The organism is Neobacillus ginsengisoli, from assembly GCF_030813055.1.
Window position 1 is genome coordinate 605,133 of the sequence record NZ_JAUSTW010000001.1, and the last position, 24,070, is coordinate 629,202.

Annotated in this window: 28 protein-coding genes; 27 read left to right on the plus strand and 1 reads right to left on the minus strand. The window is 37.4% G+C overall.

Features of this window, described 5'->3' with window-relative positions:
• The first annotated feature begins 2 nt into the window (after nt 1-2).
• The 10 genes from J2S10_RS03210 to J2S10_RS03255 all read left to right on the plus strand — a co-directional run bounded on the left by J2S10_RS03210 (nt 3) and on the right by J2S10_RS03255 (nt 7,842).
• Nucleotides 3-902, plus strand: coding sequence for a hypothetical protein (locus J2S10_RS03210; protein WP_307404290.1), 900 nt, complete (start codon nt 3-5; stop codon nt 900-902).
• A gap of 28 nt (nt 903-930) precedes the next feature.
• Nucleotides 931-2,196 carry a tetratricopeptide repeat protein gene (locus J2S10_RS03215; protein ID WP_307404292.1) on the plus strand — a complete coding sequence of 422 codons (1,266 nt, stop codon included), beginning with the start codon at nt 931-933 and terminating at the stop codon, nt 2,194-2,196.
• Between the two features lie 33 nt (nt 2,197-2,229).
• Nucleotides 2,230-2,793, plus strand: a complete 564-nt coding sequence (locus tag J2S10_RS03220; RefSeq protein ID WP_307404294.1) for a ReoY family proteolytic degradation factor — start codon at nt 2,230-2,232, stop codon at nt 2,791-2,793.
• 136 nt (nt 2,794-2,929) lie between these two features.
• Nucleotides 2,930-3,409: a YpiF family protein gene (locus J2S10_RS03225; RefSeq protein WP_307404295.1), complete on the plus strand. Its 480-nt coding sequence runs from the start codon at nt 2,930-2,932 to the stop codon at nt 3,407-3,409.
• Nucleotides 3,410-3,535: 126 nt separating this feature from the next.
• The gene (locus tag J2S10_RS03230) at nt 3,536-4,039 is read left to right on the plus strand and encodes a QcrA and Rieske domain-containing protein (protein ID WP_307404297.1); all 504 of its coding nucleotides are present in this window, start codon (nt 3,536-3,538) and stop codon (nt 4,037-4,039) included.
• Nucleotides 4,040-4,042: 3 nt separating this feature from the next.
• Entirely contained in the window at nt 4,043-4,717 is a 675-nt protein-coding gene (gene qcrB / locus J2S10_RS03235; protein WP_307404299.1) for a menaquinol-cytochrome c reductase cytochrome b subunit, read from the plus strand.
• Between the two features lie 68 nt (nt 4,718-4,785).
• Nucleotides 4,786-5,559 carry a menaquinol-cytochrome c reductase cytochrome b/c subunit gene (locus J2S10_RS03240; protein WP_307404301.1) on the plus strand — a complete coding sequence of 258 codons (774 nt, stop codon included), beginning with the start codon at nt 4,786-4,788 and terminating at the stop codon, nt 5,557-5,559.
• A 71-nt stretch (nt 5,560-5,630) separates the two neighbouring features.
• A complete protein-coding gene (gene lhaT, locus J2S10_RS03245; protein ID WP_307404303.1) occupies nt 5,631-6,224 on the plus strand; it encodes a lipoprotein heptaprenylglyceryl N-acetyltransferase LhaT in 594 nt (197 codons plus the stop codon).
• Nucleotides 6,225-6,304: 80 nt separating this feature from the next.
• The gene (gene ypjB / locus J2S10_RS03250; RefSeq protein WP_307404305.1) at nt 6,305-7,099 is read left to right on the plus strand and encodes a sporulation protein YpjB; all 795 of its coding nucleotides are present in this window, start codon (nt 6,305-6,307) and stop codon (nt 7,097-7,099) included.
• Nucleotides 7,100-7,158: 59 nt separating this feature from the next.
• Nucleotides 7,159-7,842 carry a zinc metallopeptidase gene (locus J2S10_RS03255; RefSeq protein ID WP_307404306.1) on the plus strand — a complete coding sequence of 228 codons (684 nt, stop codon included), beginning with the start codon at nt 7,159-7,161 and terminating at the stop codon, nt 7,840-7,842.
• 217 nt (nt 7,843-8,059) lie between these two features.
• Here the strand turns inward: J2S10_RS03255 and J2S10_RS03260 are convergent, their stop codons facing one another.
• The gene (locus tag J2S10_RS03260; protein WP_307404309.1) at nt 8,060-8,932 is read right to left on the minus strand and encodes a YitT family protein; all 873 of its coding nucleotides are present in this window, start codon (nt 8,930-8,932) and stop codon (nt 8,060-8,062) included.
• A 187-nt stretch (nt 8,933-9,119) separates the two neighbouring features.
• Here J2S10_RS03260 and J2S10_RS03265 point away from each other — a divergent pair, with 187 nt between their 5' ends.
• From J2S10_RS03265 to J2S10_RS03345, 17 genes are all read left to right on the plus strand, one after another.
• On the plus strand, nt 9,120-9,464 hold the full coding sequence (locus J2S10_RS03265) for a nucleotide pyrophosphohydrolase (RefSeq protein ID WP_307404311.1): 345 nt from the start codon (nt 9,120-9,122) through the stop codon (nt 9,462-9,464).
• 5 nt (nt 9,465-9,469) lie between these two features.
• Nucleotides 9,470-10,276: a 4-hydroxy-tetrahydrodipicolinate reductase gene (gene dapB / locus J2S10_RS03270; protein ID WP_307404313.1), complete on the plus strand. Its 807-nt coding sequence runs from the start codon at nt 9,470-9,472 to the stop codon at nt 10,274-10,276.
• 11 nt (nt 10,277-10,287) lie between these two features.
• Nucleotides 10,288-10,707, plus strand: coding sequence for a methylglyoxal synthase (gene mgsA / locus J2S10_RS03275; RefSeq protein ID WP_307404315.1), 420 nt, complete (start codon nt 10,288-10,290; stop codon nt 10,705-10,707).
• Entirely contained in the window at nt 10,697-11,413 is a 717-nt protein-coding gene (gene bshB1, locus J2S10_RS03280) for a bacillithiol biosynthesis deacetylase BshB1 (protein WP_307404318.1), read from the plus strand. Before mgsA ends, bshB1 begins: the two co-directional genes overlap by 11 nt.
• The gene (bshA, locus tag J2S10_RS03285) at nt 11,410-12,555 is read left to right on the plus strand and encodes an N-acetyl-alpha-D-glucosaminyl L-malate synthase BshA (protein ID WP_307404320.1); all 1,146 of its coding nucleotides are present in this window, start codon (nt 11,410-11,412) and stop codon (nt 12,553-12,555) included. The genes bshB1 and bshA overlap by 4 nt, the downstream gene beginning before the upstream one ends.
• Nucleotides 12,548-13,747: a CCA tRNA nucleotidyltransferase gene (locus J2S10_RS03290; protein WP_307404322.1), complete on the plus strand. Its 1,200-nt coding sequence runs from the start codon at nt 12,548-12,550 to the stop codon at nt 13,745-13,747. Before bshA ends, J2S10_RS03290 begins: the two co-directional genes overlap by 8 nt.
• Complete coding sequence (locus tag J2S10_RS03295) at nt 13,732-14,709, plus strand: biotin--[acetyl-CoA-carboxylase] ligase (protein WP_307404324.1); 978 nt, start codon at nt 13,732-13,734, stop codon at nt 14,707-14,709. The genes J2S10_RS03290 and J2S10_RS03295 overlap by 16 nt, the downstream gene beginning before the upstream one ends.
• A gap of 246 nt (nt 14,710-14,955) precedes the next feature.
• On the plus strand, nt 14,956-15,792 hold the full coding sequence (gene panB, locus J2S10_RS03300) for a 3-methyl-2-oxobutanoate hydroxymethyltransferase (RefSeq protein WP_307404326.1): 837 nt from the start codon (nt 14,956-14,958) through the stop codon (nt 15,790-15,792).
• The gene (gene panC, locus J2S10_RS03305; protein ID WP_307404328.1) at nt 15,789-16,637 is read left to right on the plus strand and encodes a pantoate--beta-alanine ligase; all 849 of its coding nucleotides are present in this window, start codon (nt 15,789-15,791) and stop codon (nt 16,635-16,637) included. The genes panB and panC overlap by 4 nt, the downstream gene beginning before the upstream one ends.
• A gap of 49 nt (nt 16,638-16,686) precedes the next feature.
• Nucleotides 16,687-17,070: an aspartate 1-decarboxylase gene (panD, locus tag J2S10_RS03310; RefSeq protein WP_307404330.1), complete on the plus strand. Its 384-nt coding sequence runs from the start codon at nt 16,687-16,689 to the stop codon at nt 17,068-17,070.
• Between the two features lie 156 nt (nt 17,071-17,226).
• On the plus strand, nt 17,227-20,028 hold the full coding sequence (gene dinG, locus J2S10_RS03315; protein WP_307404332.1) for an ATP-dependent DNA helicase DinG: 2,802 nt from the start codon (nt 17,227-17,229) through the stop codon (nt 20,026-20,028).
• A gap of 166 nt (nt 20,029-20,194) precedes the next feature.
• Entirely contained in the window at nt 20,195-20,365 is a 171-nt protein-coding gene (locus tag J2S10_RS03320; RefSeq protein WP_307404335.1) for a YpmA family protein, read from the plus strand.
• A 14-nt stretch (nt 20,366-20,379) separates the two neighbouring features.
• Nucleotides 20,380-20,853 carry a cell wall elongation regulator TseB-like domain-containing protein gene (locus J2S10_RS03325; RefSeq protein WP_307404338.1) on the plus strand — a complete coding sequence of 158 codons (474 nt, stop codon included), beginning with the start codon at nt 20,380-20,382 and terminating at the stop codon, nt 20,851-20,853.
• Nucleotides 20,854-20,885: 32 nt separating this feature from the next.
• A complete protein-coding gene (locus J2S10_RS03330) occupies nt 20,886-22,073 on the plus strand; it encodes a pyridoxal phosphate-dependent aminotransferase (protein WP_307405134.1) in 1,188 nt (395 codons plus the stop codon).
• 134 nt (nt 22,074-22,207) lie between these two features.
• Nucleotides 22,208-22,909 carry a DnaD domain-containing protein gene (locus J2S10_RS03335; RefSeq protein ID WP_307405136.1) on the plus strand — a complete coding sequence of 234 codons (702 nt, stop codon included), beginning with the start codon at nt 22,208-22,210 and terminating at the stop codon, nt 22,907-22,909.
• 82 nt (nt 22,910-22,991) lie between these two features.
• Complete coding sequence (gene nth, locus J2S10_RS03340; protein ID WP_307404340.1) at nt 22,992-23,654, plus strand: endonuclease III; 663 nt, start codon at nt 22,992-22,994, stop codon at nt 23,652-23,654.
• Complete coding sequence (locus J2S10_RS03345) at nt 23,647-24,039, plus strand: YpoC family protein (protein ID WP_307404342.1); 393 nt, start codon at nt 23,647-23,649, stop codon at nt 24,037-24,039. Before nth ends, J2S10_RS03345 begins: the two co-directional genes overlap by 8 nt.
• The last annotated feature ends 31 nt before the right edge of the window (nt 24,040-24,070 follow it).

A 24,070-nucleotide genomic window follows, 5' to 3' on the forward strand; every position in this document is an offset into this window, starting at 1 on the left:
CAATGGAGTATATTATTGAAAATGCCAATATTCTTAAAGACAGCCAATTAAAGAAAAGCTCGCTGTTGATTCAAGAAAACAGAATTACATCGCTGCAAACCGGTTTTAAACAGTACAAATTAATGAAAATGAATGCTGAAGCCTTTATCATGACTCCGACCTATTGTCTTTTGAACACAAATATCCCACTTACAGGTACATTCCAAGAATTAAAGGAATTTATGATTAATCAATTTTTAATGAATGGCTGTACCACCTTATTGACCTATGCGTCTATTTCCTACGAGAATGAATTAATGAAAAAAATAAACGATGTTAAAACTTCATTAATCAGCAGCCCAATTGATTTTTCCATTGGTGTAAAAATACCTATGCGCCTTATTAGCCAAACATTTATTAGAATGTGTAAAAAGGAAAAGGTTCCAGCCATATTCGTGGAATTTAATAATGCTGGTGCGTTGGAGCAAATTCCATGGGGATGGATAAAAGAAGCTTTATTTCCGTATAACAGCCCTCTAATTCCAATTATTTCTTCTCCGCAAAAGAAGGAAGAGAGATGGCTTTTGTCGAAATGGAAAGAGACAATGGTCAATGAAAAAATATCTGCCGTCTACGAGGAAATTGAAGAAAATCAGCCCTTGTCATTATCCATTCTAAATAAAATTGGTCTATACCCGCAAAAAGCCAGTTTAATGCACGGTGCAGAATTAAGCTATAATCTATATTTAAAAGGAAGAGAAATCAAGAATGTTGATGAAATCAGCTTATTTCATTATCATAGTGATAGACTTGCAGTAACTGTCCATAAAGGAAAGGTAATTCGTGCAGGTAAAGAGGTTTTATTTAAACCTGGAAATGGAGAATATGTTAAGGTGCGTACCCCATCTTATTTTTCTTTATGATGTCTAGGGGAATGAGAGGATAGAGTCAATGGATAGAGTAAATAAAATTATCAACTTGTTAGAAAACGGTCAACATAATGAGGCCTTAATTGAATATAATGTTGTATTAAAAGGCGGCAGTCCTGATGAAAAATTTCTCCTCGGAGAAGAATTATACCATTTTGGATTTATAGAGGAAGCAAGGGCTTTAGTTGAAAACCTGCTTGAAAAATACCCTGAAGAGGGAGAAATTCTTGTCCTTCTGGGAGAAATCCTAGTTGAACTAGGTGAAGAGGAAAAAGCCATTCTCATATTGGAAAAGATCTCAGAAGAGGATCCGAATTTTGGACAATCCTTAATGCTGCTTGCTGATTTATACCAAATCCAGGGCCTTTATGAAGTTTGTGAAAGAAAGCTTCTTAAAGCAAAGGAAGTTTTACCGGAAGAAGTCATTATTGATTTTGCATTAGGAGAGCTTTACAGTGAACAAGGTGAGATAACGAAGGCAATGAATGCATATGAAGTGGTGTTAAAGGAACACAGTGAAATTGCCGGAGTGAATATCTACCAAAGAGTGGCCGACCTATTAAGTGCTTCAGGGGTCTTTGAAGAAGCATTGAGCTACTATGACAAGGCACTCGATGAAAAGTTAGAGATTAATACTCTTTTCGGTTACGCTTTTACAGCACTTCAAGCCGGGTTTAATCGCACTGCGATTGAAAAATTCAATGAACTAAAAGGGCTTGATCCTGAATATCACTCACTTTATTTACATCTTGCAAAAGCATATGAAGCGGAGGAGGAGCTAGAGAATAGTTTGCTTTCCATTCAAGAGGGCATTAGACAGGATGAATTTAATAAGGAATTATTTTTCTATGGCGGAAAAATTGCCATTAAGCTTGGGAAAGCAGAAGAGGCCGAAAAGTTTTTCCGGGAGGCCATTGCATTAGATCCGGGGTTTACCGAAGCTGCCCTTACTTTAAATAAGGTCTTTTTTCACCAAGAAAGATATGATGATGTCATTGACTTGATATCAAACCTTGAATTCATAGAAGATGAAGAGCCGCAGCTTTTATGGGACTCTGCATTAGCTTTTAATAAGCTTGAGGAATATTCATATGCATTAGACAAATATGAAGCTGCATATACTTTTTTTAAGAATAATGAAGCATTTATGCTTGATTACGGATATTTTTTAATAGAAGAAGGAAAAAACGACCAAGCCGCCGAAATTTTTAAACAGCTGCAAAAAAATGATCCAACAAATGAAGAGTATTTAGATTTACTCGAACGTTTATCAAGTACGGGAGATTAATAAAAAGCCGATATACAGAGGAGGGAAACTATTATGGCAACCCCTGTTTCTGTCAACGAGAAAAAGGATTTTATTCGCTGGTTTTTAAATCATTATCAATTAAAGAGAAGAGAATGTGTTTGGATCCTCAATTATTTAATGAGCCACGATCAATTAATGGAAAAGGTTCATTTTGTAGAACAAGCACAGTATTGTCCAAGAGGATTAATCATGTCCACCCATTGTGTGGATAAAGTACCATTTCGCTTTTACAAAGAAAATGTGATGACAACTGATGCTGAAAAATCTTTTCACGATATCCGCTTAAATCGTGATGAAGATATTTTTATTCAATTAAACTTTCATGCATCTAATCAGGCACATCAATATGCAGCCGTGCTTGAAGAAAACCCATTTGTCCCTAACCATCTGCAAGTGAATGAGAAGGACGGAATGATTGCAGAGCAATTATTACAAAGCAGTATAGAACGCTTTCACCGTGAAAAACTGCTCCATTTAATCGATGAGGCCCTTGATAAGCAAGATCGGGAAGCGTTTCGGAGTTTAACCGAACAATTAAATAAGCTAAAAATTACTGAACAAAGTGGAAGCTTGTGATTGCAAGCTCCCATTTTTTTTGCTATAAAACCGAAAATTATAAAAAAGAATTTATCCAAATATTCTACTATATCTTTTAATGTTCCAGGAGATAATGATATTATTGAACTAGTGAAATAAAAGGCTGGTGTGAAAATTGAAATGGATTCCCCAAGAAATTGAGACATATCTTAATGCGAAAGAGTATGTTGATACTGCAGTTGTACCATTATATTCGGTATCATTCGGTGATGAAATGAAACAATCCGCTGCAATGGCTGAATTTATCACCCTATTAACGCATCATCTTGAAAGACAGTTTACGGGAAGATTATTATTAATTCCTCCATATACATATTTAAAAAATGAAAAAAGTGAGATAGTAATAAATGATTTAAAGAAATGGGAAGAAAATATAGAAAGAAGTGAGTTTAAACACATATTTTACATAACCTGTGAAAGTGATTGGAAAATACATGAGGACAAGCTTGCAGGTTCGTTAATTTGGATACCTTCGATACCGTTAGAAAATATGAAGGAATCTCAAAAGATGTCCATCATCGATAGCCAGGTAAAACAGCTATTAGAACTCTTTACTCGCAAGTGGCATGAAAATGAGGAATTCTTAGGAGGATAACATGTTTTTAAAATAGTATGATATTGACCTTGGTTGAAGATTGATATATCATGATTATGTCCTAGTTTTATATGTGTTTAATAATTGTCCGATGGACTTAACTTCGTAAATAGAGGGGGGATAAGCATGAGTAAGAATCGCGTTTCAAGACGTCAATTTTTAAGCTACACTTTAACAGGTGTAGGCGGATTCATGGCAGCTGGAATGTTAATGCCGATGGTTCGCTTCGCTGTTGATCCTGTTTTAAAGAAGGAAGCAGGCGGAAATTTCATACCAACAAAACAGAAGGTTGCTGATTTAACAGACCAACCGGTGAGGGTGGATTTTACCTTTAAGCAAAAGGATGCTTGGTATGAGTCCGATGTTACGAATACAGCATGGGTGTATAAGGAAGGCGGCAAAATTGTTGCACTTTCACCAATTTGTAAACATTTGGGCTGTACGGTTAACTGGAATACGGACAAAGCACATCCAAACCAATTCTTCTGTCCATGTCATTTCGGCCGCTATGAAAAAAATGGAAAAAACATTCCGGGTACACCACCACCGCAACCGCTGGATACATATCCGGTTCAGGAAAAAGACGGTTATCTTTACCTAGGAAAAGCTCAACCAAGGACGGAGGTGTAATCATTGTTAAACAAAATTTACGATTGGGTAGATGAACGTTTAGATATTACGCCTTTGTGGCGCGATATTGCAGACCATGAAGTTCCTGAGCATGTAAACCCGGCGCATCATTTTTCCGCGTTTGTTTATTGCTTTGGCGGTCTGACGTTCTTTGTAACTGTAATTCAAATTCTTTCCGGCATGTTCTTAACAATGTACTATGTACCGGATATTAAAAACGCTTGGGAATCCGTATACTATCTTCAAAATGAAGTAGCATTCGGACAAATCGTACGCGGCATGCATCACTGGGGTGCAAGTTTGGTACTTGTAATGATGTTCTTACATACGTTACGCGTCTTTTTCCAAGGTGCCTATAAAAAGCCCCGTGAACTAAACTGGGTTGTCGGAGTACTTATTTTCTTCGTTATGCTTGGCTTAGGTTTTACTGGGTACTTATTACCTTGGGATATGAAAGCGCTATTCGCTACAAAGGTAGGTTTGCAAATTGCAGAAGCGACACCATTTATTGGTTCCTACATTAAGGTATTATTAGCCGGGCATGAGCACATCGTCGGTGCGCAAACATTAACCCGTTTCTTTGCGATACACGTTTTCTTCTTGCCAGGTGTATTGCTTGGTTTAATGGGAGCCCATTTCTTGATGATTCGGAAGCAAGGTATTTCCGGACCGCTATAATATTGGTTATTCCTGAAATTTTAAAATGATCTTTTCTTCACTTTACGGAAAAAGGAGGGGATTGCTCGATGCATAAAGGTAAAGGAATGAAGTTCGTAGGTGACTCACGTGTGTTAGCACCTGAAGCACGGAAAAAAATGATTCCGAAAGATTACTCAGAATATCCCGGTAAAACAGAGGCGTTCTGGCCAAACTTCCTTTTAAAAGAATGGATGGTAGGGGCAGTATTTCTTGTCGGGTTTCTTTGTTTAACTATTGCACATCCGGCTCCGCTTGAAAGGATAGCGGACCCGACAGATACAGGTTATATTCCATTACCGGACTGGTATTTCTTGTTCTTGTATCAATTGCTTAAGTATTCATATGCTTCCGGACCATATACGGTAATTGGTGCATTAATTATTCCAGGACTTACATTCGGAGGACTATTATTAGCACCGTTCCTTGATCAAGGGCCGGAACGTCGTCCATTAAAACGCCCTATAGCCACTTCAGTGATGCTTTTAGCATTAGCTGCTACTGTATTTTTAACTTGGCAATCTGTTGCAACACATGACTGGGCAGCTGCAGAACGCCAAGGTAAAATTGTAGCAAAGGTTAATATTGATAAATCAAATGCGGGCTATGTAGTATTTAAGAGCCAAGGCTGTATTAACTGTCATGGTGAAAACCTTCAAGGCGGTGCCGGTGCGCCTTCACTTATTGGTACAGGTTTAAAGGCTGATGAAATTGCTAAAATCGCGAAAAACGGTAGAGGCAAAATGCCTTCAGGTATCTTTAAAGGCAATGATACTCAGCTTAAAAATCTTACTGAATTTATCGCCGGTCTTGGTAAAAAATAATTGAATGATAAAAAGCTGACGGTATTTCGTCAGCTTTTTTATTAGAATTCATGATGAAAAGAGGAGTAACAGTGAGCTGGATTTATCCTCTCTTAGCTAACAGATCTATTTTAAAGATTTTGCTTTTTGTAAATATTGTTGGAACAATCTATGGTTATTATTGGTATGGTTGGCAGTTGAATGAAACGCCTGCTATTTTTAAAGCCTTTGTCCCAGATAGCCCGACAGCAAGTTTATTTTTTGTATTTGTCCTTATCGCTTTCTTACTTAGAAAAAATTGGCCTTTAATAGAAGCCCTTGCCATCGTAACTCTTTTTAAATATGGAATTTGGGCTGTTGTGATGAATATCCTGGTTCTTTTTGTTCAAGGTGAATTGGACTGGGCTGGTTATATGTTAATTATCTCACATTTTTCAATGGCTGTGGAAGGTGTACTTTATGCGCCTTTTTACAGAATTAAACCATGGCATCTGGTTGTTGCAGCAATTTGGACACTGCATGATGTTATAATCGATTATGTTTTTTTCATGATGCCCCGATATCAAATGCTAGATCAATACACACCGGAAATTGGCTATTTCACCTTTTGGCTTTCGATCGTGTCTTTAGGTATCGCCTACTATTTCGGTATTCGTTCTAATCGATTTAAACTGTCTATAAAATAGTCTCCCGTGTTATCTAAAAGATGGTCTATCCTTGTCCAACCCTTCATACATTTTATTAGAAATAAAAGGGGGGACAAGGATTGAAAATCAAATGGTTTCTTTTAATTGCAATTATCATTATGCTCGCTCCCAATCCTGTAAATGCAGAGCAACCATCGCCAATGGAGAAGCTCGATGATATCTCGGATGAGGCTCTTCAAATGGTGAAGTTTCATAGATATGATGATGCCAAGAGGCTTCTTGATTATTTCACGGATCAATTCACCAGTATTAAAGGTAAAGACAAGCCTTTAACGGTTGACGAGTTAAGGATTATTACAGTATCTCATGATGAAGCCGTGGAGGCAACGGTAAGTCCTTCCATGAAATATGAGGAAAGATTAAATAAACTAACAAAGTTCCGCCTTGTTATTGATGCAATTTCCACGAGCCGCCAACCGTTATGGACAGAAATGAAAGATCAGGTTATGTCTGCCTTCCAACATGCAAAAGAGGCGGCCTATAAGGGTGATACGGCAGGTTTTCATTCGAATTTTAATTCGTTTTTATCTTTATATAATGTCATATACCCTAGTATAAAAATTGATGTTCCAGTAGAAAATATTCAAAAACTAGATGCAAAAATCAATTATATTGATGAATATCGCACTCGGGTAGTTAATAATGCCGAGAGCAAACAAGAATTTGAAGGGCTTGAAACGGATTTAAAAAATCTCTTTGATAATATGGACCAAGACCAGGCAGAGCCGTCCATCTGGTGGGTCATAATTTCGACCGGCAGCATTATCATTATGACATTATCCTATGTCGGCTTTAGAAAATATCAGGGTGATAAAAGTATGAAAAAAGATCGTTCCAGGGATCAAAAAGATTGACTCAGGATTTCGACTTTACTACAATGTATAGCAACTAGAGGTTAATTGGGGGTTCATTAATGTTTTACCTATTTTATTTTGCAATAATCATTCTAATTCCGTTATGGGCTCAAATGAAAGTGAAAAGCACCTTTGCACGATATTCCCGTGTCCCCTCTTCTACCTATCGCAGAGGTGCTGAGGTTGCAAGAGAAATATTAAATGCTAATGGCTTATATCAAGTTGGTATTGAAGAACAACAAGGTCAGTTAAGCGACCATTATGATCCGAAAACGAAAATGGTTCGATTATCATCCGAAATCTACCATGGACATTCTCTTGCAGCTGCAGCTGTAGCAGCACATGAATGTGGTCATGCAATTCAGGACTCAGACGGGTATGCTTTTTTACGAATTCGTCATGCGCTAGTCCCTGTAGCAAATCTCGGATCCAACATATCTTGGGTTTTAATCATGATTGGTATTTTAGTTCACTTAAGCGGTATGCTCTTATTAGGAATAATCTTTATGGCAGCAGCTGTATTGTTTCAACTGATTACTCTTCCTGTTGAATTAAATGCATCCAATCGTGCAATGAACCAGGTTGTTTCTCTTGGACTGATCCGTAATGTTGAAGAGAGGGAAACAAGAAAGGTATTGAATGCTGCAGCTCTTACGTATGTTGCCGCCGCAGCGGTAGCCGTATTAGAATTATTAAGACTTGTTCTCATCTACACGGGTATGAATCGAAATAATAATAACTAGAAAAGAGGATGACAAATGGTCATCCTCTTTTCTAAAAGAAAGTATAAAATTTTAATCTTTGAGAATTGTCCAGCTCCAGCGCCCAGCGACTAGTGTACTTCGCTCTTCTCCCTACGATAAGTCAACATCGAATCGCCAAAAACGCGATTCGTATTTCCTTTATCTCAGTCGAAGCGCTCCAGTCCTGTCGTGCGCTAAACGGGCGCTTTCGCTTTTCTTAGTCTGTAATGGGCATTTTATTCTCATCGAGAGTAAAGCCTTCTCCATGAACGTCATGAACAATCGTAATCGATATAAATGCATGGGGATCGACTGAAGTAATTAAATTTTTCAATCTGACTAATTCATTTTTGGCTACTACACAATATAAGACTTCGCGATCATTTTTGGTGTATGAACCATAACCTCTTAGGGCGGTCACTCCCCGTTCCATTTCAGCCATAATTTTTTGAGCTATTTGTTCGTTATTCTCTGATATAATCATTGCCCCTCTTGCTGAATAGGCACCTTCCTGCATGAAATCAATCACTCTTGCACCAACAAAAACTGCCACGAGTGTGTACATCGCTTGTTTATAATTTAAGTAGGCAATTAATGATATCGTAATGACACATGCATCGAATAAAAACATTGTTTTTCCTATATTCCATCCAACGTATTTTTGAACGAGTCTGGCTATTATATCCACTCCGCCGGTTGTTCCTCCGGACCTGAAAATAATTCCTAAGCCGATACCGGTGAAGACACCGGCAAATAAGGCTGCTAATGTTAAATCATTTTTGAGAGGCATTTCAATAGTATAACGCTGAAAAATCCATAGAAAAATCGAAACACCAACCGTTCCGAAAATTGTATATAAAAAGGAGTTTCTCCCGAGCAATTTCCATCCGATGAAGAACAAAGGAATATTTAGAATTAGGTTTGTATAAGAAGGGTCCCATTTGAACAAAAAGTAAAAAAGAAGGGTAATACCTGTGAAACCGCCTTCGGCAAGCTTATTTTGCATATTAAAATTAACTAGGCCAAATGACATGATTGCAGTTCCAACTAAAATCAAAAGAATATTTTTAATCTTTAGTCCCAAAAGCATTTAATATTCCTCCTCTTCCATATTTTCTCTAAATCAGCGGTTTTTATTATAGCTGATTCCGTATAGAAGAGCAATTACAAATGGAAAGTTAATGTTTCAAACGAAAATATTTGTAAATCTTGATTTATTTAGCTAACATTAAAATATTAAAGGTAAATTAAAAGAATAATCCTTTGGGGTGATAGAAATGGCCAATGGTAAATCAATGAAAGAACTCCAGATGGAGGTAGATACATACATTAGCCAATTTAAAGAAGGGTATTTCAGTCCGCTCTCGATGCTTGCAAGGCTTACTGAAGAACTCGGGGAACTGGCACGGGAGATCAATCATTTTTATGGTGAAAAACCAAAGAAAACGGATGAAGGGCCCAAGACGATAGAAGAGGAACTTGGTGATCTTTTATTTGTCCTAATTTGCTTTGCAAATTCACTGAATATCAATCTGGAAGAAGCCCATGACAATGTGATGAATAAATTTAACACTAGGGATAAAAACCGTTGGACGAGAATTAACCCGGAAAAGATGGAGTGACGAATATGAAGAATAAAGTAAAAGTTATTATTGCCGGCCCGCGTGGGCGGATGGGCAGTGAGGCTGTCCATCTTGCAAACAATACAGAACATTTTGAACTTGTTGCGGTTGTTGATCATAAACACGATGGTAAACTGCTAAGCGATCTGGAAGGCTTCCATACGATTACTAATGTGCCTATTTATAGCGATTTGGAAAAATGTCTGCAGATGGTTAATGCAGATGTATTAATAGATTTAACAACGCCTGAATTTGGGATGAAACATACTAAAACGGCACTTGACTATAATGTTCGGCCCGTTGTTGGAACGACAGGATTTACTAAAAGTGATTTAGCGGAATTAGAACAAATATGCCGGGAAAAAGAACTTGGTTGTATCATTGCTCCAAACTTTGCGATTGGTGCTGTTTTAATGATGAAATTTTCACAAATGGCTGCCAAATACTTTCAAGATGTAGAAATTATTGAAATGCATCATGACCAAAAGCTTGATGCCCCATCCGGGACAGCAGTTAAAACAGCTGAAATGATTTCTGCTGTTAGAGAATCAAAAAAACAGGGGCACCCAAATGAAAAGGAAACGTTACCGGGAGCGCGCGGAGCAGATTATACAGGAATGCATATTCATTCAGTCCGGTTACCCGGATTGGTAGCTCATCAGCAGGTTTTATTTGGTTCAGAAGGACAAACGTTAACCATCCGCCATGATTCCTACAACAGAGGATCTTTTATGTCAGGTGTAAAAGTAGCAGTTGAAACTGTAATGAAGATTAATACCTTTGTCTACGGTCTCGAAAATATCCTGGAATAGGAGCTAAGAAGATGAATATTGCCTTAATAGCACATGATAAGAAAAAGAACGATCTTGTTCAATTTGCTACAGCATATCAAGCAATTTTTTCTAAGCATACTTTATTTGCCACGGGGACAACCGGCTTACGGATCAGTGAGGCGACAGGCTTAAATATAACACGGTACCAATCAGGCCCGCTTGGTGGTGATCAACAAATCGGTGCAATGATTGCGAGAAATAAAATGGATGCCGTTTTCTTTTTTCGCGACCCATTAACTGCGCAGCCGCATGAACCGGATGTAACGGCACTTGTGCGTCTTTGTGATGTTTATTCCATTCCGCTTGCAACCAATATGGGAACAGCAGAGTTATTAATACGAGGCTTGGAATTAGGCCTAATCGAATGGAGAAATATCATCAAAGAAAATGGTGAAATAGATGGAGAATAAGAAATTACATATATTGGCATTTGGGGCTCATGCTGATGATGTTGAAATTGGTATGGCAGGAACGATTGCTAAATTAACATCTCAGGGGAAAACAGTAGGTATTTGTGATTTAACAGATGCAGATTTATCTTCCAATGGAAATGTCGATCTTCGCAAGGAGGAGGCTTCTGCCGCTGCTAAAATTTTGGGAGTATCTACTAGGACCTCTCTAGCATTTCCGGATCGTGGCTTATTCCTCCAGGAGGAATACATTCGCCGGATTGCTGCTGTGATTAGAAAATGGAAGCCGCAAATTGTGTTCGCTCCTTATTTCGAAGACCGACACCCTGATCATGGAAATTGTGCCCGCCTTGTAGAGGAGGCGGTTTTTTCTGCGGGGATAAGGAAGTATTGGACAGAGAGTGATGATCAGCCGCATCGTGTGGAAAGATTGTATTTTTATATGATTAATGGTTTTCATAAACCGGATTTTACAATTGATATTTCGCCATTCATGGATAAAAAACTCGAGTCATTAAGAGCTTATAAGAGTCAATTTGAACAAACTGAACATACTGTTTTAACACCGCTTATAAATGGTTATATTGAAACAGTAGAGGCAAGGGAAAAAATGTTTGGGAAACAAGTTGGTTGTGCTTTTGCAGAAGGATTCAAAACCACTATACCAATTCTCTTGGATCGTGATTTGATAGGAGAATTGACATGAAGAAACTTAAAATTGGAATCACTTGCTATCCGACAGTTGGAGGGTCTGGTGTAGTCGCTACAGAATTGGGGAAAATGCTGGCGGAAAAGGGTCATGAAATTCATTTTATCTCGTCTAGTATACCTTTTAGATTAAATAGAATGTACCATAATATTTATTATCATCAAGTCGAAGTAAATCAATATTCTGTTTTTCAATATCCTCCCTATGATATTGCTCTTGCAAGTAAAATAGCAGAAGTAGCAAATCGGGAAAAGTTAGATTTGCTCCATGTGCATTATGCCATCCCGCATGCCGTTTGTGCAATCTTGGCTAAGCAAATGAGCAACAGGGATTTAAAGATTGTCACTACCTTACACGGTACGGATATCACTGTTTTAGGGTACGATCCATCACTCACGGAAGCTATAAAATTCGGCATCGAAAAATCTGATGTCGTCACCGCAGTTTCCAATGCATTAATTGAGCAAACCTATGAACTCATGAATCCGGATAAACAAATTGAAACAGTCTATAACTTCATTGATGAAAGAGTTTATCAAAAGTTGGAAGCTAAACACTTAAGAGAAGAATTCGGAATAGGTGATGAAGAAAAAACGATTATTCATGTATCGAATTTCCGAGCGGTAAAACGGGTACAAGATGTAGTGAAAACCTTCGCGAATATTTCCGCAGTGATGCCTGCAAAACTATTGCTAGTCGGTGATGGCCCGGAAGTGAGCAGAATTTGTAACTTGGTGCGGGAGCTCGGCATTGAAGATCAGGTTATTTTTCTTGGAAAACAAGAGAGCCTTGCAGAATTATACTCCATTAGTGATTTAATGATGCTTTTATCTGAAAAAGAAAGCTTTGGGCTGGTTGCACTAGAGGCGATGGCATGCGGTGTTCCTTGTATTGGGACAAATGTCGGCGGATTACCGGAAGTAATCCATCACGGGGCAACAGGATTTATTTGTGAGGTTGGAGATATAGCGGATATTTCAAAAAAAGCAATTCTTTTATTAAATGATAAAAAACTCCATCAAGAATTTTCTATTCAATCAATTGAAACAGTAAAAGTAAAATTCAAGGCTGATCGTATTGTTGAACAATATGAACAAATCTATTTTAAGTTAGTGAATCAAGGTGAAAAATATGCTTGAACCTTTTTTATCTGCTGTACCGGTTTTAGAAAAGATAGAAAAAGCTGGATTTGAGGCATATTTTGTTGGCGGAGCGGTCAGAGATTTTCTTTTAAACAAGTCGATAAGCGACGTGGATATTGCCACCTCTGCAACCCCGAATGAAGTAAAGAGAATATTTCCAAAAACAGTTGATATTGGTATTGAGCATGGTACAGTTCTTGTAATATATCAGAACGAATCATATGAAATTACCACATTTAGAACAGAGTCAGAATATCAGGATTTTCGAAGACCGAACGAGGTCACTTTTGTCCGCAGTTTATACGAAGACTTGCAGCGGAGAGACTTTACGATGAACGCAATTGCAATGGATCGAAATGGAAAGCTGATTGACCCTTTTAATGGGCAATCAGCTATTCAAGAACGAAAGATTCAAACAGTTGGTCAAGCAACGGAACGTTTCCGGGAAGATGCCTTAAGGATGATGAGAGCCGTTCGTTTTGTCAGTCAGCTTGGATTTGATCTTGAAGGAGAGACGGTGAAGGCATTAGCAATTCTTGTTCCATTGCTTGATAAGATCGCGATTGAACGCAAACGTTCAGAGTTTGAAAAACTTTTAAAAGGGAAGAATCGTAAACAAGCATTAAATTTATTAATTAAAACTGGTTTGTTTTCATTCCTGCCGGGTTTAAAAAACCAAAAGAATCCTTTAGAAGATATGCAAGTCTATGACTTTGATGAATTAAAAAAGAATGAGATGTGGGCTTTGTTACTCTATGCTTTAACACTAAAGGAAAAGGCAGTTGAAGACTTTTTAAGAAATTGGCGGCTACCGGTTAAAGAAATTAGGGATATTCAACAAATCTTCCTTTATCTACTTAAAAGGCTGAATCAAGAATGGACCTTATATGATTTATACGTAGCAGGACATGATACGATCAAGTCTGTAGAAATCATGTTTCAAGTAATAAAAGGCACTAAAAAGAATGAAGCCATTACGCGATGGTTAAAATTGTATGAACAGCTGCCAATTAAGGAACGTTCGGAGATGAACGTTACAGGAAATGATTTAATGACCTGGTTCGACCGGAAAGGCGGCCCTTGGCTTAAAGAACAGCTAGTCAAAATCGAAAAATCCATTTTAGAAGAAAAAGTTGTCAATGATAATAGTAAAATAAAGGAGTGGCTAATGGAGTGCAATCAGAAATAAGAAAAGAATTGCTGGATGCCTTCACAAATGCCGGTGATTCCTATTTATCGGGACAGCATATAGCAGAATTAATAGGCTGTTCGCGGACTGCTGTTTGGAAGCATATTGAGGAATTAAGGAAGGACGGTTTTGAATTGGAAGCCGTTCGAAGGAAAGGCTACCGCATTTTGAAAACACCAGAAAGAATAACCGCAGATGAAATAAGGCTTGGATTAAAAACCAAGTTTATGGGGAAGAACATCCATTATGAAGAAAGTGTCGACTCCACTCAAAAGATTGCCCACCGCTTCGCCTACGAGGACGTACCGGAAGGAACAGCAATCATTGCTGAAGAACAGATATCCGGCAGAGGAAGAATGGACCGAAAATGGCATTCACCCAAATTCTCCGGAGTATGGATGAGTTTGATTCTTCGTCCCAATATTCCTCTAACAAAAGCACCGCAGCTGACACTGTTAACCGCTGTTGCCGTCGTTCAAGCGATTGAGGAAATGACTGATCTTGTACCGGAAATTAAATGGCCGAATGATATATTAATTAATGGTAAAAAGGTAACGGGTATTTTAACTGAACTTCAGGCGGAAGCAGATCGAATTCATTCGATTATTGTTGGGATTGGGATAAATGTAAATCAGAAGCCGGTAGATTTCCCGCTGGAGCTTCAGGAAATTGCCAGTTCACTTTTAATCGAAAAAGGAGCACCGGTTTCACGCGCAGATTTGATTAGGAGTATTTTCACCCACTTTGAAAAATTGTATTTGCTTTATTTGGACGAGGGTTTTTTCCCTATTAAGCTTTTATGGGAAAGCTATGCAGTCAGTATTGGGAATCACCTAAAAGCACGTACAATAACGCATACAATCGAAGGGAAAGCGCTAGGAATTACTGATGAAGGTGTTTTAAAATTAGAAGACGAAAATGGTGTAATTCACCAAATTTATTCTGCAGATATTGAACTTTAAGTGAACAAGTGTCTTGCACTTTTCTTGTAATTTGCTATAATTCATTCCAACGGGCAGTATCCTTGGCGAACTGCACCTTTTACAATCTATGAAAATTAAAAAGGTTTCTGCCTAGATCCGGATAACGGACCGGGACAGAGGGATGAAGCATTCAAAAGAGTAACAAAGATCCTCTGCCTTCAGAAGGATCTTTTTATTTTGCTCTAAAAGGTTTTATCACCTCTCCCATAATAAGGAGGGTAAAGGATGAAGCAAACAACAGAATTCTTGAAAATGAAACAAAATAATGAAAAAATCGTTATGCTGACAGCATATGATTACCCATCTGCGAAACAGGCTGAGCAAGGTGGAGTGGACCTCATATTAGTTGGTGACTCTCTTGGTATGGTAGTACTTGGTTACGATTCAACAATACCCGTAACAATGGACGACATGATTCATCACACAAAAGCTGTAAAACGCGGAGCTAAAGATACATTTATTGTTGCGGATATGCCTTTTTTAACCTACCACCTTTCGATTAAAGATACTTTAATAAATGCGGGCAGACTTATTCAAGAAACGGGTGCCCACGCCGTAAAACTTGAAGGTGCAGATGATGTAATTGAAAAAATAGCTGCCCTTACAAAAGCAGGGATTCCTGTATGTGCTCATCTGGGTTTAACACCTCAATCAGTTGGAGTATTAGGCGGATATAAAGTTCAAGGGAAAGATGCCGGGGCTGCTAAAAAATTACTCGAAGATGCAAAAAAATGTGAACATGCAGGTGCATTTGCGGTTGTACTTGAATGTGTTCCAAAACAGCTCGCGGATGAAGTGACAAACACCCTTTCAATTCCGGTTATTGGAATTGGGGCGGGGATTGAAGTTGATGGACAGGTACTCGTATATCATGATATTTTGGGTTATGGTGTTGAGCGTGTTCCTAAATTCGTAAAACAATACACATCAGTAAATCCATTTATGATTGAATCAATCCAATCCTATGTTTCAGAAGTTAAAAATAATCAATTTCCTGAAGAACAGCATTCTTTTACTATGAATGAACAAGAGCTTAAAGGGCTTTATGGAGGTAAAGAATGAAAGTTATAACAACCATTAAGGACATGCAAGTTGAAATTAATAAACAAAAGAGCCAATCAAAATCGATTGGATTTGTACCGACGATGGGATTTTTACATGATGGTCATTTAACACTTTTAAATAGAGCAAGACAAGAAAATGATATTGTTGTTTTAAGTATATTTGTCAATCCATTACAGTTCGGACCGACTGAAGACTATTCCACTTATCCGCGTGATTTTGAACGAGATCGTGCGTTGGCTGAATGTGAAAAAGTTGATTTTCTTTTTTACCCTTCTGTAGAAGAAATGTATCCTCACCCTTCTTCAGTAAAGGTTTTCGTCGAAGATAGGACCGATGTATTATGCGGCAAATCCCGTCCCGGTCATTTTGACGGGGTAGCAACTGTAATTACAAAGTTTTTTAATATCATTTTGCCAACCAAGGCATATTTTGGGAAAAAAGATGCCCAACAAGTAGCCGTAATTGAAGGATTAATAACAGATTTCAATTTTCCTATTGAACTTATACCTGTTGACATTGTACGTGAGGAAGACGGCCTTGCGAAAAGTTCCCGTAATGTTTACCTTAGTCCGGAGGACCGAAAGCAGGCAATTGTGCTTAATAAAAGCTTAATTGCCGCAAAAACAGCGATTGCCGATGGGGAGAGGAACTGTACTAACCTTATTTCATTAATAAGTAAAATGATCACTTACGGGACAAATGGTATAGTTGATTACGTCGAAATACTTACCTATCCACAACTAAAACCATTGGAAAATTTAGAGGGTACCATTATCATCGCACTGGCAGTAAAATTTACAAAGGTTCGGTTAATAGACAATATTATTTTAGAGATTCATTGATGTACCATAAAGGATTTACAAGAATGCTTATTTGGGAGGAAACAAACTGATGTTTCGTAACATGATGAACGGCAAAATCCATCGCGCAACCGTTACAGAAGCGAATTTAAACTATGTTGGCAGTATTACGATTGATGAAGATTTATTGGATGCTGTGGGGATGACAGCAAATGAAAAAGTCCAGATTGTAAATAATAACAATGGTGCACGACTTGAAACCTATATTATTCCCGGTAAAAGGGGAAGCGGGGTCATTTGTCTAAATGGTGCTGCAGCTCGTCTTGTCCAAGAAGGCGATATCGTTATTATTATTTCCTACGTACTAGTACCGGAAGAAAAAGTACCTGCTCATAAACCTAAAGTGGCAATTATGGATGAAAGTAATCGAATAAAAGAACTAATCTACGCAGAACCAGCGCTTACAATTATGTAATCCCCGATTTTTTGGGGATTTTTCTTTTTTTATGATAATTTTATATAATGAAAAATAAGATTTAGACTTTAGGGTCAAATTTGAGATTGAATAGATAGTTTTCTTTTTCTTTTATCCTTTTTGTGGTACCGTTTTTATGAACGAGGTGTTTGTGAAATGATAAATAAATTTGTCGTAATAGATTTGGAAACAACTGGAAATGCGCCTAAAAAGGGTGATAAAATCATTCAATTTGCTGCTGTTGTTATTGAAAACGGTATAATCACTGAAAAGCTCTCGTCACTAATCAATCCAAAAAAGCCGATACCGGCTTTTATTGAAGAATTGACCGGGATAAATGATGATATGGTGAAAAATGCACCTTTATTTTCTGAAATTATACCAAAGGTTATTCCATTATTGAAAGGGGCATATTTCGTTGCCCATAATGTATTATTTGATCTTTCATTTCTTCAGGAAGAATTAATACAGTCGGGTTTTGAAGGATTCTACGGTCCCGTTCTTGATACAGTTGAAATGGCCAGGATCCTCTATCCCACAGCTGACGGGTATAAGCTCTCAGATTTAGCTGAAAAAGAAAATTTACATCATGATCGTCCACACCAAGCTGATAGCGATGCCCAGGTTACGGCTGAACTTTTGCTAATTTTTTTAGAGCGTTTGTCTTTGCTGCCTCAAAGCACACTAAGGCAGCTTTTTCAGCTATCAGGTGGACTAAAAAGCGATTTACATCAGTTGTTGGATGAAATACACATTGAAAAGGGCAAGAGAATTGAACAATTGCCTGAAGCAATTGAACTATTTAAAAATCTTGCCCTTAAAAAGCAGCAAGAGAAGGTTGAACTAATAGAGGATATAGCTCAATACAAGTATCCTGTAAGTGAAGATGAGAAAATTGATATGGTAAAACAAGGCTTTGAGTTTTTTGAAAAGAGAACAGGACAATTTTTAATGATGGATGGTGTTTTTCATTCTTTTCTAAAAGAACAACATATATTGATTGAAGCCGGAACGGGCGTCGGTAAATCGCTGGGATATTTATTACCAATATCTTTTTTTGCAAAACAAAAAGGGCATCCCATTGTGGTAAGCACGCATACCATTCAACTTCAGGAACAACTCATTAGGAATGAGATCCCGCTCCTTGCAAAAATTCTCCCTTTCACTATTAATTCAGTACTTTTAAAAGGGAGAAACCATTACATCAGCTTAGAAAAATTTTATCAGAGTCTTTTGGATGAGAATGATAACTATGATACTACACTAACCAAAATGCAGATTCTTGTCTGGCTGCTTGAAACTGAAACAGGTGACAAGGATGAATTAAATCTATCCAGCGGAGGGCTTATTTATTGGAATAAAATTAAGAATGAGCCAACCGTTTTTTTGCAGGATCAAGTGTGGCAAGAAAAAGACTTTTATCTACGTGCAAAAAAAGCAGCACAAGAAGCTGATATTATCATAACGAATCATTCCCTTTTATTAAGTGACCTTTCCGGGGAAAGAGCTATTTTACCTGCGTTTGATTATTGTATTATTGACGAGGGACACCATTTTGAAAAGGTAGCAAGTCAGTTTTTTGGTCATTCACTGGACTATTTAACAACCCGGTTATTAATAGGGAAATTTGGTGTTTATGAACAAAAACTGCTCTTTTTTCAGCTGGAGGAGCTTCTGGCATCTAAATCTGTTCAAATAGGAAACCTTGTTTATACTTTTGAATTAAACCGGATCATAACAGACCTTACGTATGAAATGGATGAATTTTTTAAACTGATTGCCCTCTATGCAAAAACGAAGTCGTCTCAAAAAAAAGGCTATAACAGAGCGAAAGTTCGCTTTTCATCCGAGGATCAAGGAAAAGAGAAAAAGGCACTGGTAAATAGTGCTGAGAGGTTTGCATTTTTATTAAAGGACTTATATTCAGCCATTATGCAGCGGCTGGAGTGGATAAAAAAAGAGAAGGATTCCCTTTCGAATGAACAAAAGAACCTTTTAGAAGAGATCATCACCTTCGTAAATGACCTTGATGCTTTAAGGAACAATGTACAGGATTGTTTTACAAAAGAAAATAACTTCGTAAAATGGATTGAAATGGATAGCCGTTCACCCCAAAATGTAACCACTTTTTTGGCACAACCGGCAACAGTGGCAACAGCATTGGAGGAAAAATTTTTTAAAGCAAAAAGGGGAGTTGTCCTAACGTCAGCAACATTAACAGTTAACAATTCATTTGAGTATATCATAAAGGAAATCGGACTCAATCCTAACACTACAAGCCGAATTTCGATTCCATCACCATTTGACTATCAAAATCAGGTTCAGCTTTTAATCCCCGAAGACTTGCCCGAGATAAATGCAGTCACTTTGGAAGAATATGTGGTTGCTATAACGGAACATATTATTACAATTGCCGAAGCGACAAAGGGTAGAATGCTTATTCTTTTTACTGCTTATGACATGCTAAAAAAAACGTATGAACTTATAAAGGAAAGTGGTTTTTTAAATGAATATGCTATGATTGCCCAAGGGATTACAAGCGGAAGCCGGACGAGATTGACTAGGAATTTTCAGCGTTACGATAAGGCAATATTACTTGGTACTAGCAGTTTTTGGGAAGGTGTGGACATTCCCGGCGAGGATTTGTCCTGCCTGGTAATTGTCAGACTTCCATTCAGCCCACCTGATGAGCCTTTAACAGAGGCAAAATGTCAGTTGATAACGCAACAGGGGGGAAATGCCTTTTCAGATTATTCACTCCCGGAGGCAATCCTAAGGTTTAAACAAGGCTTTGGCCGCTTAATCCGAACAGAGAAAGATCGCGGAATAATGATTGTCTTCGATAAAAGAATTGTCACAACAAAATATGGAAAATCCTTTTTAAAATCAATTCCCTCAGTTTTGGTAAAAAAAGGAAACATGAATGAACTAGTTGAGTTAATCCATTCTTGGCTTTGATAATATAGGGGAAAATACACAACCTATACCTATTATGGTTGGTATAGGTTGAAAATGTAAATCTTTAAAAATTTACTTTATATTTAATGTTTCCTTGTCACATATACTCCGACACCTGTTATAATGATTTGAGTAGTTTCTTTCATAAATTTAAGGAGGATAATGAATGGAAAGCAAAATTGAAGTTCTGTCAACAGTAAAAATCCAGCATAGTCCTGATTTATATAAAATTGTTGATGCTCTAAATCGAACATTAAAAGAGAAAGACCTTATGTTTGGACTTGCCTTGGATCAAGAAGATAAAAATAAAGCGATTTTTACCATTTATCGTACATAAAGAAGTGAATTTAAGTGAAAAAGTGGATTATTTGTATAGTTGTTTTATTCTTAGTTATCATTGGAATTTTGTTTAAAGTATACGTAACTGCGATAGACCCCGTTAAGGCAGCCGAAATAAAAGCTGTCAATATAGCGAAAGAAAAGGTTCAATTAAGTGAAGTGGATAATTTCCACATTTATAATGGTTTAGAAACAGTTAATGTAATTGAAGGGAAAAACAAAAAAGGTGAGAAAATTATCATCTGGATTCCTGAAAATAGTAAGCAGGTTATAATGAAAAAAGCAAAGAGTGGTCTGTCAAAAGGAGAGGCCATTCAAAAACTTCTGCAAGAACAAAAACCGAAAAAAATTATTTCAGTTCGCCTAGGCATGGAAAAAAATATTCCATTATGGGAAATTTATTACCGATCTGAAAATAATTTAATAAATTATTATTATGTTCACTTTGAAACCGGTGAATGGCTAAAGAAAATTGAAAATTTATAGTTTGAATTGAGATTGGAGGAAGAGGTATGGTAGTGAATCTAGCAAATAGGGTAATGGCGCTTACGCCTTCAACAACTTTGGCGATTACCGCAAAAGCGAAGGAATTAAAGGAGCAAGGGGTGGATGTTATTGGTTTAGGTGCAGGTGAGCCTGATTTTAATACACCCGGGCATATTTTAGATGCTGCAGTTCAATCAATGAATGAAGGCTATACTAAGTACACTCCTTCTGCAGGGCTGCCCGCATTAAAAAAGGCAATTATCGGGAAATTGCAAAGAGACCAAGGTCTTAGTTATAAACCAAATGAAATCATCGTCGCAAATGGTGCTAAACATGCGTTATACACATTGTTTCAAGTGCTATTGAATGATGGGGATGAAGTAATCATTCCTACCCCTTATTGGGTTAGTTATCCAGAACAAGTCAAATTAGCAGGCGGAGTTCCGGTTTATATCGAAGGTTTAGAATCAAATCAGTTTAAAATAACTCCTGAACAATTAATCAAATCAATAACTAAAAAGACCAAGGCAGTCATTATTAATTCACCAAGTAATCCGACAGGGGTTTTGTATAGTGCAGAAGAGCTTACTGAATTAGGAAAGATATGCCTTGAAGAAAATATTTTAATCGTATCAGATGAGATTTACGAAAAGCTGGTATATGGTGACCATAAGCATATCTCGATTGCCCAATTATCCCCGGAATTAAAGGAACAGACCATTATCATTAATGGTGTTTCAAAATCTCATTCTATGACCGGCTGGAGAATTGGCTATGCAGCAGGTAATAAAGAAATTATTGAAGCCATGACCAACCTTGCCAGCCATAGTACCTCCAATCCGACGACAACGGCTCAATATGCAACAATTGCTGCCTATAATGGCACGCAAGAGCCTGTAGAAGAAATGCGTCAGGCATTTGAAAAAAGATTGGAGATTATTTATGATAAATTAGTTTCGATTCCGGGCTTTTCTTGTGTGAAGCCGCAAGGTGCTTTTTATTTATATCCAAATGTAAAGAAAGCTGCAGACTTAACAGGGTATAATAATGTAGATGATTTTGTAGAGGCACTCCTTGTAGAGGCGAAAGTAGCTGTTATTCCTGGGTCAGGTTTTGGGACACCTGATAATATCCGCCTTTCCTATGCAACCTCCCTCGATCAATTGGAGAAAGCAGTATCAAGAATCCATAAATTTGTTGAATCAAAATGTCAAGCATGATGGTTACACCTTAATAAACCAAAAACAAAAAAGTCTGCGTTGCAGACTTTTTGCTTTACTTACCAAAGATGGTTGTCTAATCCTCTTACTCGGGAAGTTTGTTCATGCTATACTTAAAAGGAGGTGTCATAATGATGAAATCAAACATAATATCTTGGCTTCAGGAAGGAAATATTACAATTCCTGCTGTTTTATTATCTGAATACAAAAATCTTAATATAAATGAATTCGAACTTGTTCTTTTATTAAATATCATTGCTTTTTTAGAAAAGGGAAATGAATTTCCTACTCCGGAGGAGCTTTCATCCCGTATGACAATTTCCATTTCTGACTGCAATGAAATGCTCCGAAAGCTAATTCAAAAAGGGTTTATCGAAATAATTGACGGCTATACCAATGATGGGATTCGTTTTGAAAAGTATTCTGTAAGACCATTATGGGAAAGACTTGTTGACAGGTTCTTGATGAAAAATAAAAATAGTAAAGAAATAAGTAGGAAGGCAGATGAGACGGACCTATACACCTGTTTCGAAAAGGAGTTTGGACGTCCGTTATCTCCTTTTGAATGTGAAACGCTTGCTATGTGGATGGATGATGACCATCACGACCCTATCATCATTAAAACTGCTTTAAGAGAAGCAGTTATTTCTGGTAAATTAAACTTCCGATATATTGATCGTATTCTATTTGAATGGAAGAAAAATGGGATTAGAACAATCGAGCAAGCAAAAAATCATGGTCAAAAGTTCCGCCAAAAGCAACAGCAAAATCGATTAGTAAAGGAAGAGCCAAATCCATCTTCTTCCATTCCTTTTTACAATTGGTTGGAACAATAAAAGTACCTTACGAGAGAAACCATTCTCTCGTTTGTTTCATTTTTAATAAAATCTTTTGCTTTAAAATTGGTAGGTGACTATTTTGTTAAAAAATGCTCAAATCCGTTATTGTCTTGATGAAATGGGCAATATGTTTCCTGATGCCCATTGTGAATTAAATCATTCAAATCCATTTGAATTAATAATTGCCGTCTCCTTATCTGCACAGTGCACTGATGTCCTTGTTAACAAGGTCACAAAAGAGTTATTTAAGAAGTATAAAACTCCTGCGGATTACTTAAATGTATCTCTTGAAGAGCTACAAAATGATATTCGCTCTATTGGTCTGTACCGTAACAAAGCCAAAAATATCCAAAGCCTTTGTCGAATGGTTCAGGGAGAATATAATGGGGAAATTCCAGCAGACCGGGATGAAATGACAAAGCTCCCCGGTGTGGGCAGGAAAACGGCAAATGTTGTTGCTTCTGTTGCATTTAATGTTCCTGCAATTGCAGTTGATACGCATGTAGAACGTGTAAGTAAGAGATTAGGTTTTTGCCGCTGGAAAGACTCAGTACTTGAAGTAGAAAAGACCTTAATGAAAAAGATCCCAATAGAAGAATGGTCGGTTACACATCACCGATTGATTTTTTTTGGCAGATATCATTGCAAAGCCCAAAATCCACAATGTCCTGTTTGCCCTTTATTAGAGGTATGCAGAGAAGGGAAAAAGAGGATTAAAGGTAGTGTGGCCGCAAATGGATAAGCACGTTGAATTATATAATTCATGTCAAAACTCTAATGAAGCAATTTCACAGATAATTGAAGAATGGCTAAAAGTAAAAGTAGTGCTTGAGGAACTGTACCGTAATCGGGATCAAATTAACACATTAGTAAGCATGAAAAAGGGGATAGAACTGTTTCTGCAATTCGTGTTTTGGACAAACGAGAAGCAAGTCATACTTCAAGAGCCCATCCCGTGGAATCATATAGAATACAAACCAGTAAATATAGAAGAACGGTTTGAATTTATAATGTCCAGGCCAAATTTATTTCACTCGTTCCGCCAATTGTCTGAGCTAATGGTTGAACAAGAGAAGCAATATATGAAAAAAAATATTATGAAAAAAGCGTCTAAGCCAAATGGCTAGACGCTTTTTTACCGTTTATGCTGTGTAGGGA

Excerpts from the sequence above, each read along its gene's own strand:
- J2S10_RS03210 (WP_307404290.1), top strand. The coding sequence starts at position 3 with ATGGAGTATATTATTGAAAATGCCAATATTCTTAAAGACAGCCAATTA.
- J2S10_RS03215 (WP_307404292.1), top strand. The coding sequence starts at position 931 with ATGGATAGAGTAAATAAAATTATCAACTTGTTAGAAAACGGTCAACAT.
- J2S10_RS03220 (WP_307404294.1), top strand. The coding sequence starts at position 2,230 with ATGGCAACCCCTGTTTCTGTCAACGAGAAAAAGGATTTTATTCGCTGG.
- J2S10_RS03230 (WP_307404297.1), top strand. The coding sequence starts at position 3,536 with ATGAGTAAGAATCGCGTTTCAAGACGTCAATTTTTAAGCTACACTTTA.
- J2S10_RS03240 (WP_307404301.1), top strand. The coding sequence starts at position 4,786 with ATGCATAAAGGTAAAGGAATGAAGTTCGTAGGTGACTCACGTGTGTTA.
- J2S10_RS03255 (WP_307404306.1), top strand. The coding sequence starts at position 7,159 with ATGTTTTACCTATTTTATTTTGCAATAATCATTCTAATTCCGTTATGG.
- J2S10_RS03260 (WP_307404309.1), bottom strand. The coding sequence starts at position 8,932 with ATGCTTTTGGGACTAAAGATTAAAAATATTCTTTTGATTTTAGTTGGA.
- J2S10_RS03265 (WP_307404311.1), top strand. The coding sequence starts at position 9,120 with ATGGCCAATGGTAAATCAATGAAAGAACTCCAGATGGAGGTAGATACA.
- dapB (WP_307404313.1), top strand. The coding sequence starts at position 9,470 with ATGAAGAATAAAGTAAAAGTTATTATTGCCGGCCCGCGTGGGCGGATG.
- mgsA (WP_307404315.1), top strand. The coding sequence starts at position 10,288 with ATGAATATTGCCTTAATAGCACATGATAAGAAAAAGAACGATCTTGTT.
- bshB1 (WP_307404318.1), top strand. The coding sequence starts at position 10,697 with ATGGAGAATAAGAAATTACATATATTGGCATTTGGGGCTCATGCTGAT.
- bshA (WP_307404320.1), top strand. The coding sequence starts at position 11,410 with ATGAAGAAACTTAAAATTGGAATCACTTGCTATCCGACAGTTGGAGGG.
- J2S10_RS03290 (WP_307404322.1), top strand. The coding sequence starts at position 12,548 with ATGCTTGAACCTTTTTTATCTGCTGTACCGGTTTTAGAAAAGATAGAA.
- panB (WP_307404326.1), top strand. The coding sequence starts at position 14,956 with ATGAAGCAAACAACAGAATTCTTGAAAATGAAACAAAATAATGAAAAA.
- panC (WP_307404328.1), top strand. The coding sequence starts at position 15,789 with ATGAAAGTTATAACAACCATTAAGGACATGCAAGTTGAAATTAATAAA.
- panD (WP_307404330.1), top strand. The coding sequence starts at position 16,687 with ATGTTTCGTAACATGATGAACGGCAAAATCCATCGCGCAACCGTTACA.
- dinG (WP_307404332.1), top strand. The coding sequence starts at position 17,227 with ATGATAAATAAATTTGTCGTAATAGATTTGGAAACAACTGGAAATGCG.
- J2S10_RS03320 (WP_307404335.1), top strand. The coding sequence starts at position 20,195 with ATGGAAAGCAAAATTGAAGTTCTGTCAACAGTAAAAATCCAGCATAGT.
- J2S10_RS03335 (WP_307405136.1), top strand. The coding sequence starts at position 22,208 with ATGAAATCAAACATAATATCTTGGCTTCAGGAAGGAAATATTACAATT.
- J2S10_RS03345 (WP_307404342.1), top strand. The coding sequence starts at position 23,647 with ATGGATAAGCACGTTGAATTATATAATTCATGTCAAAACTCTAATGAA.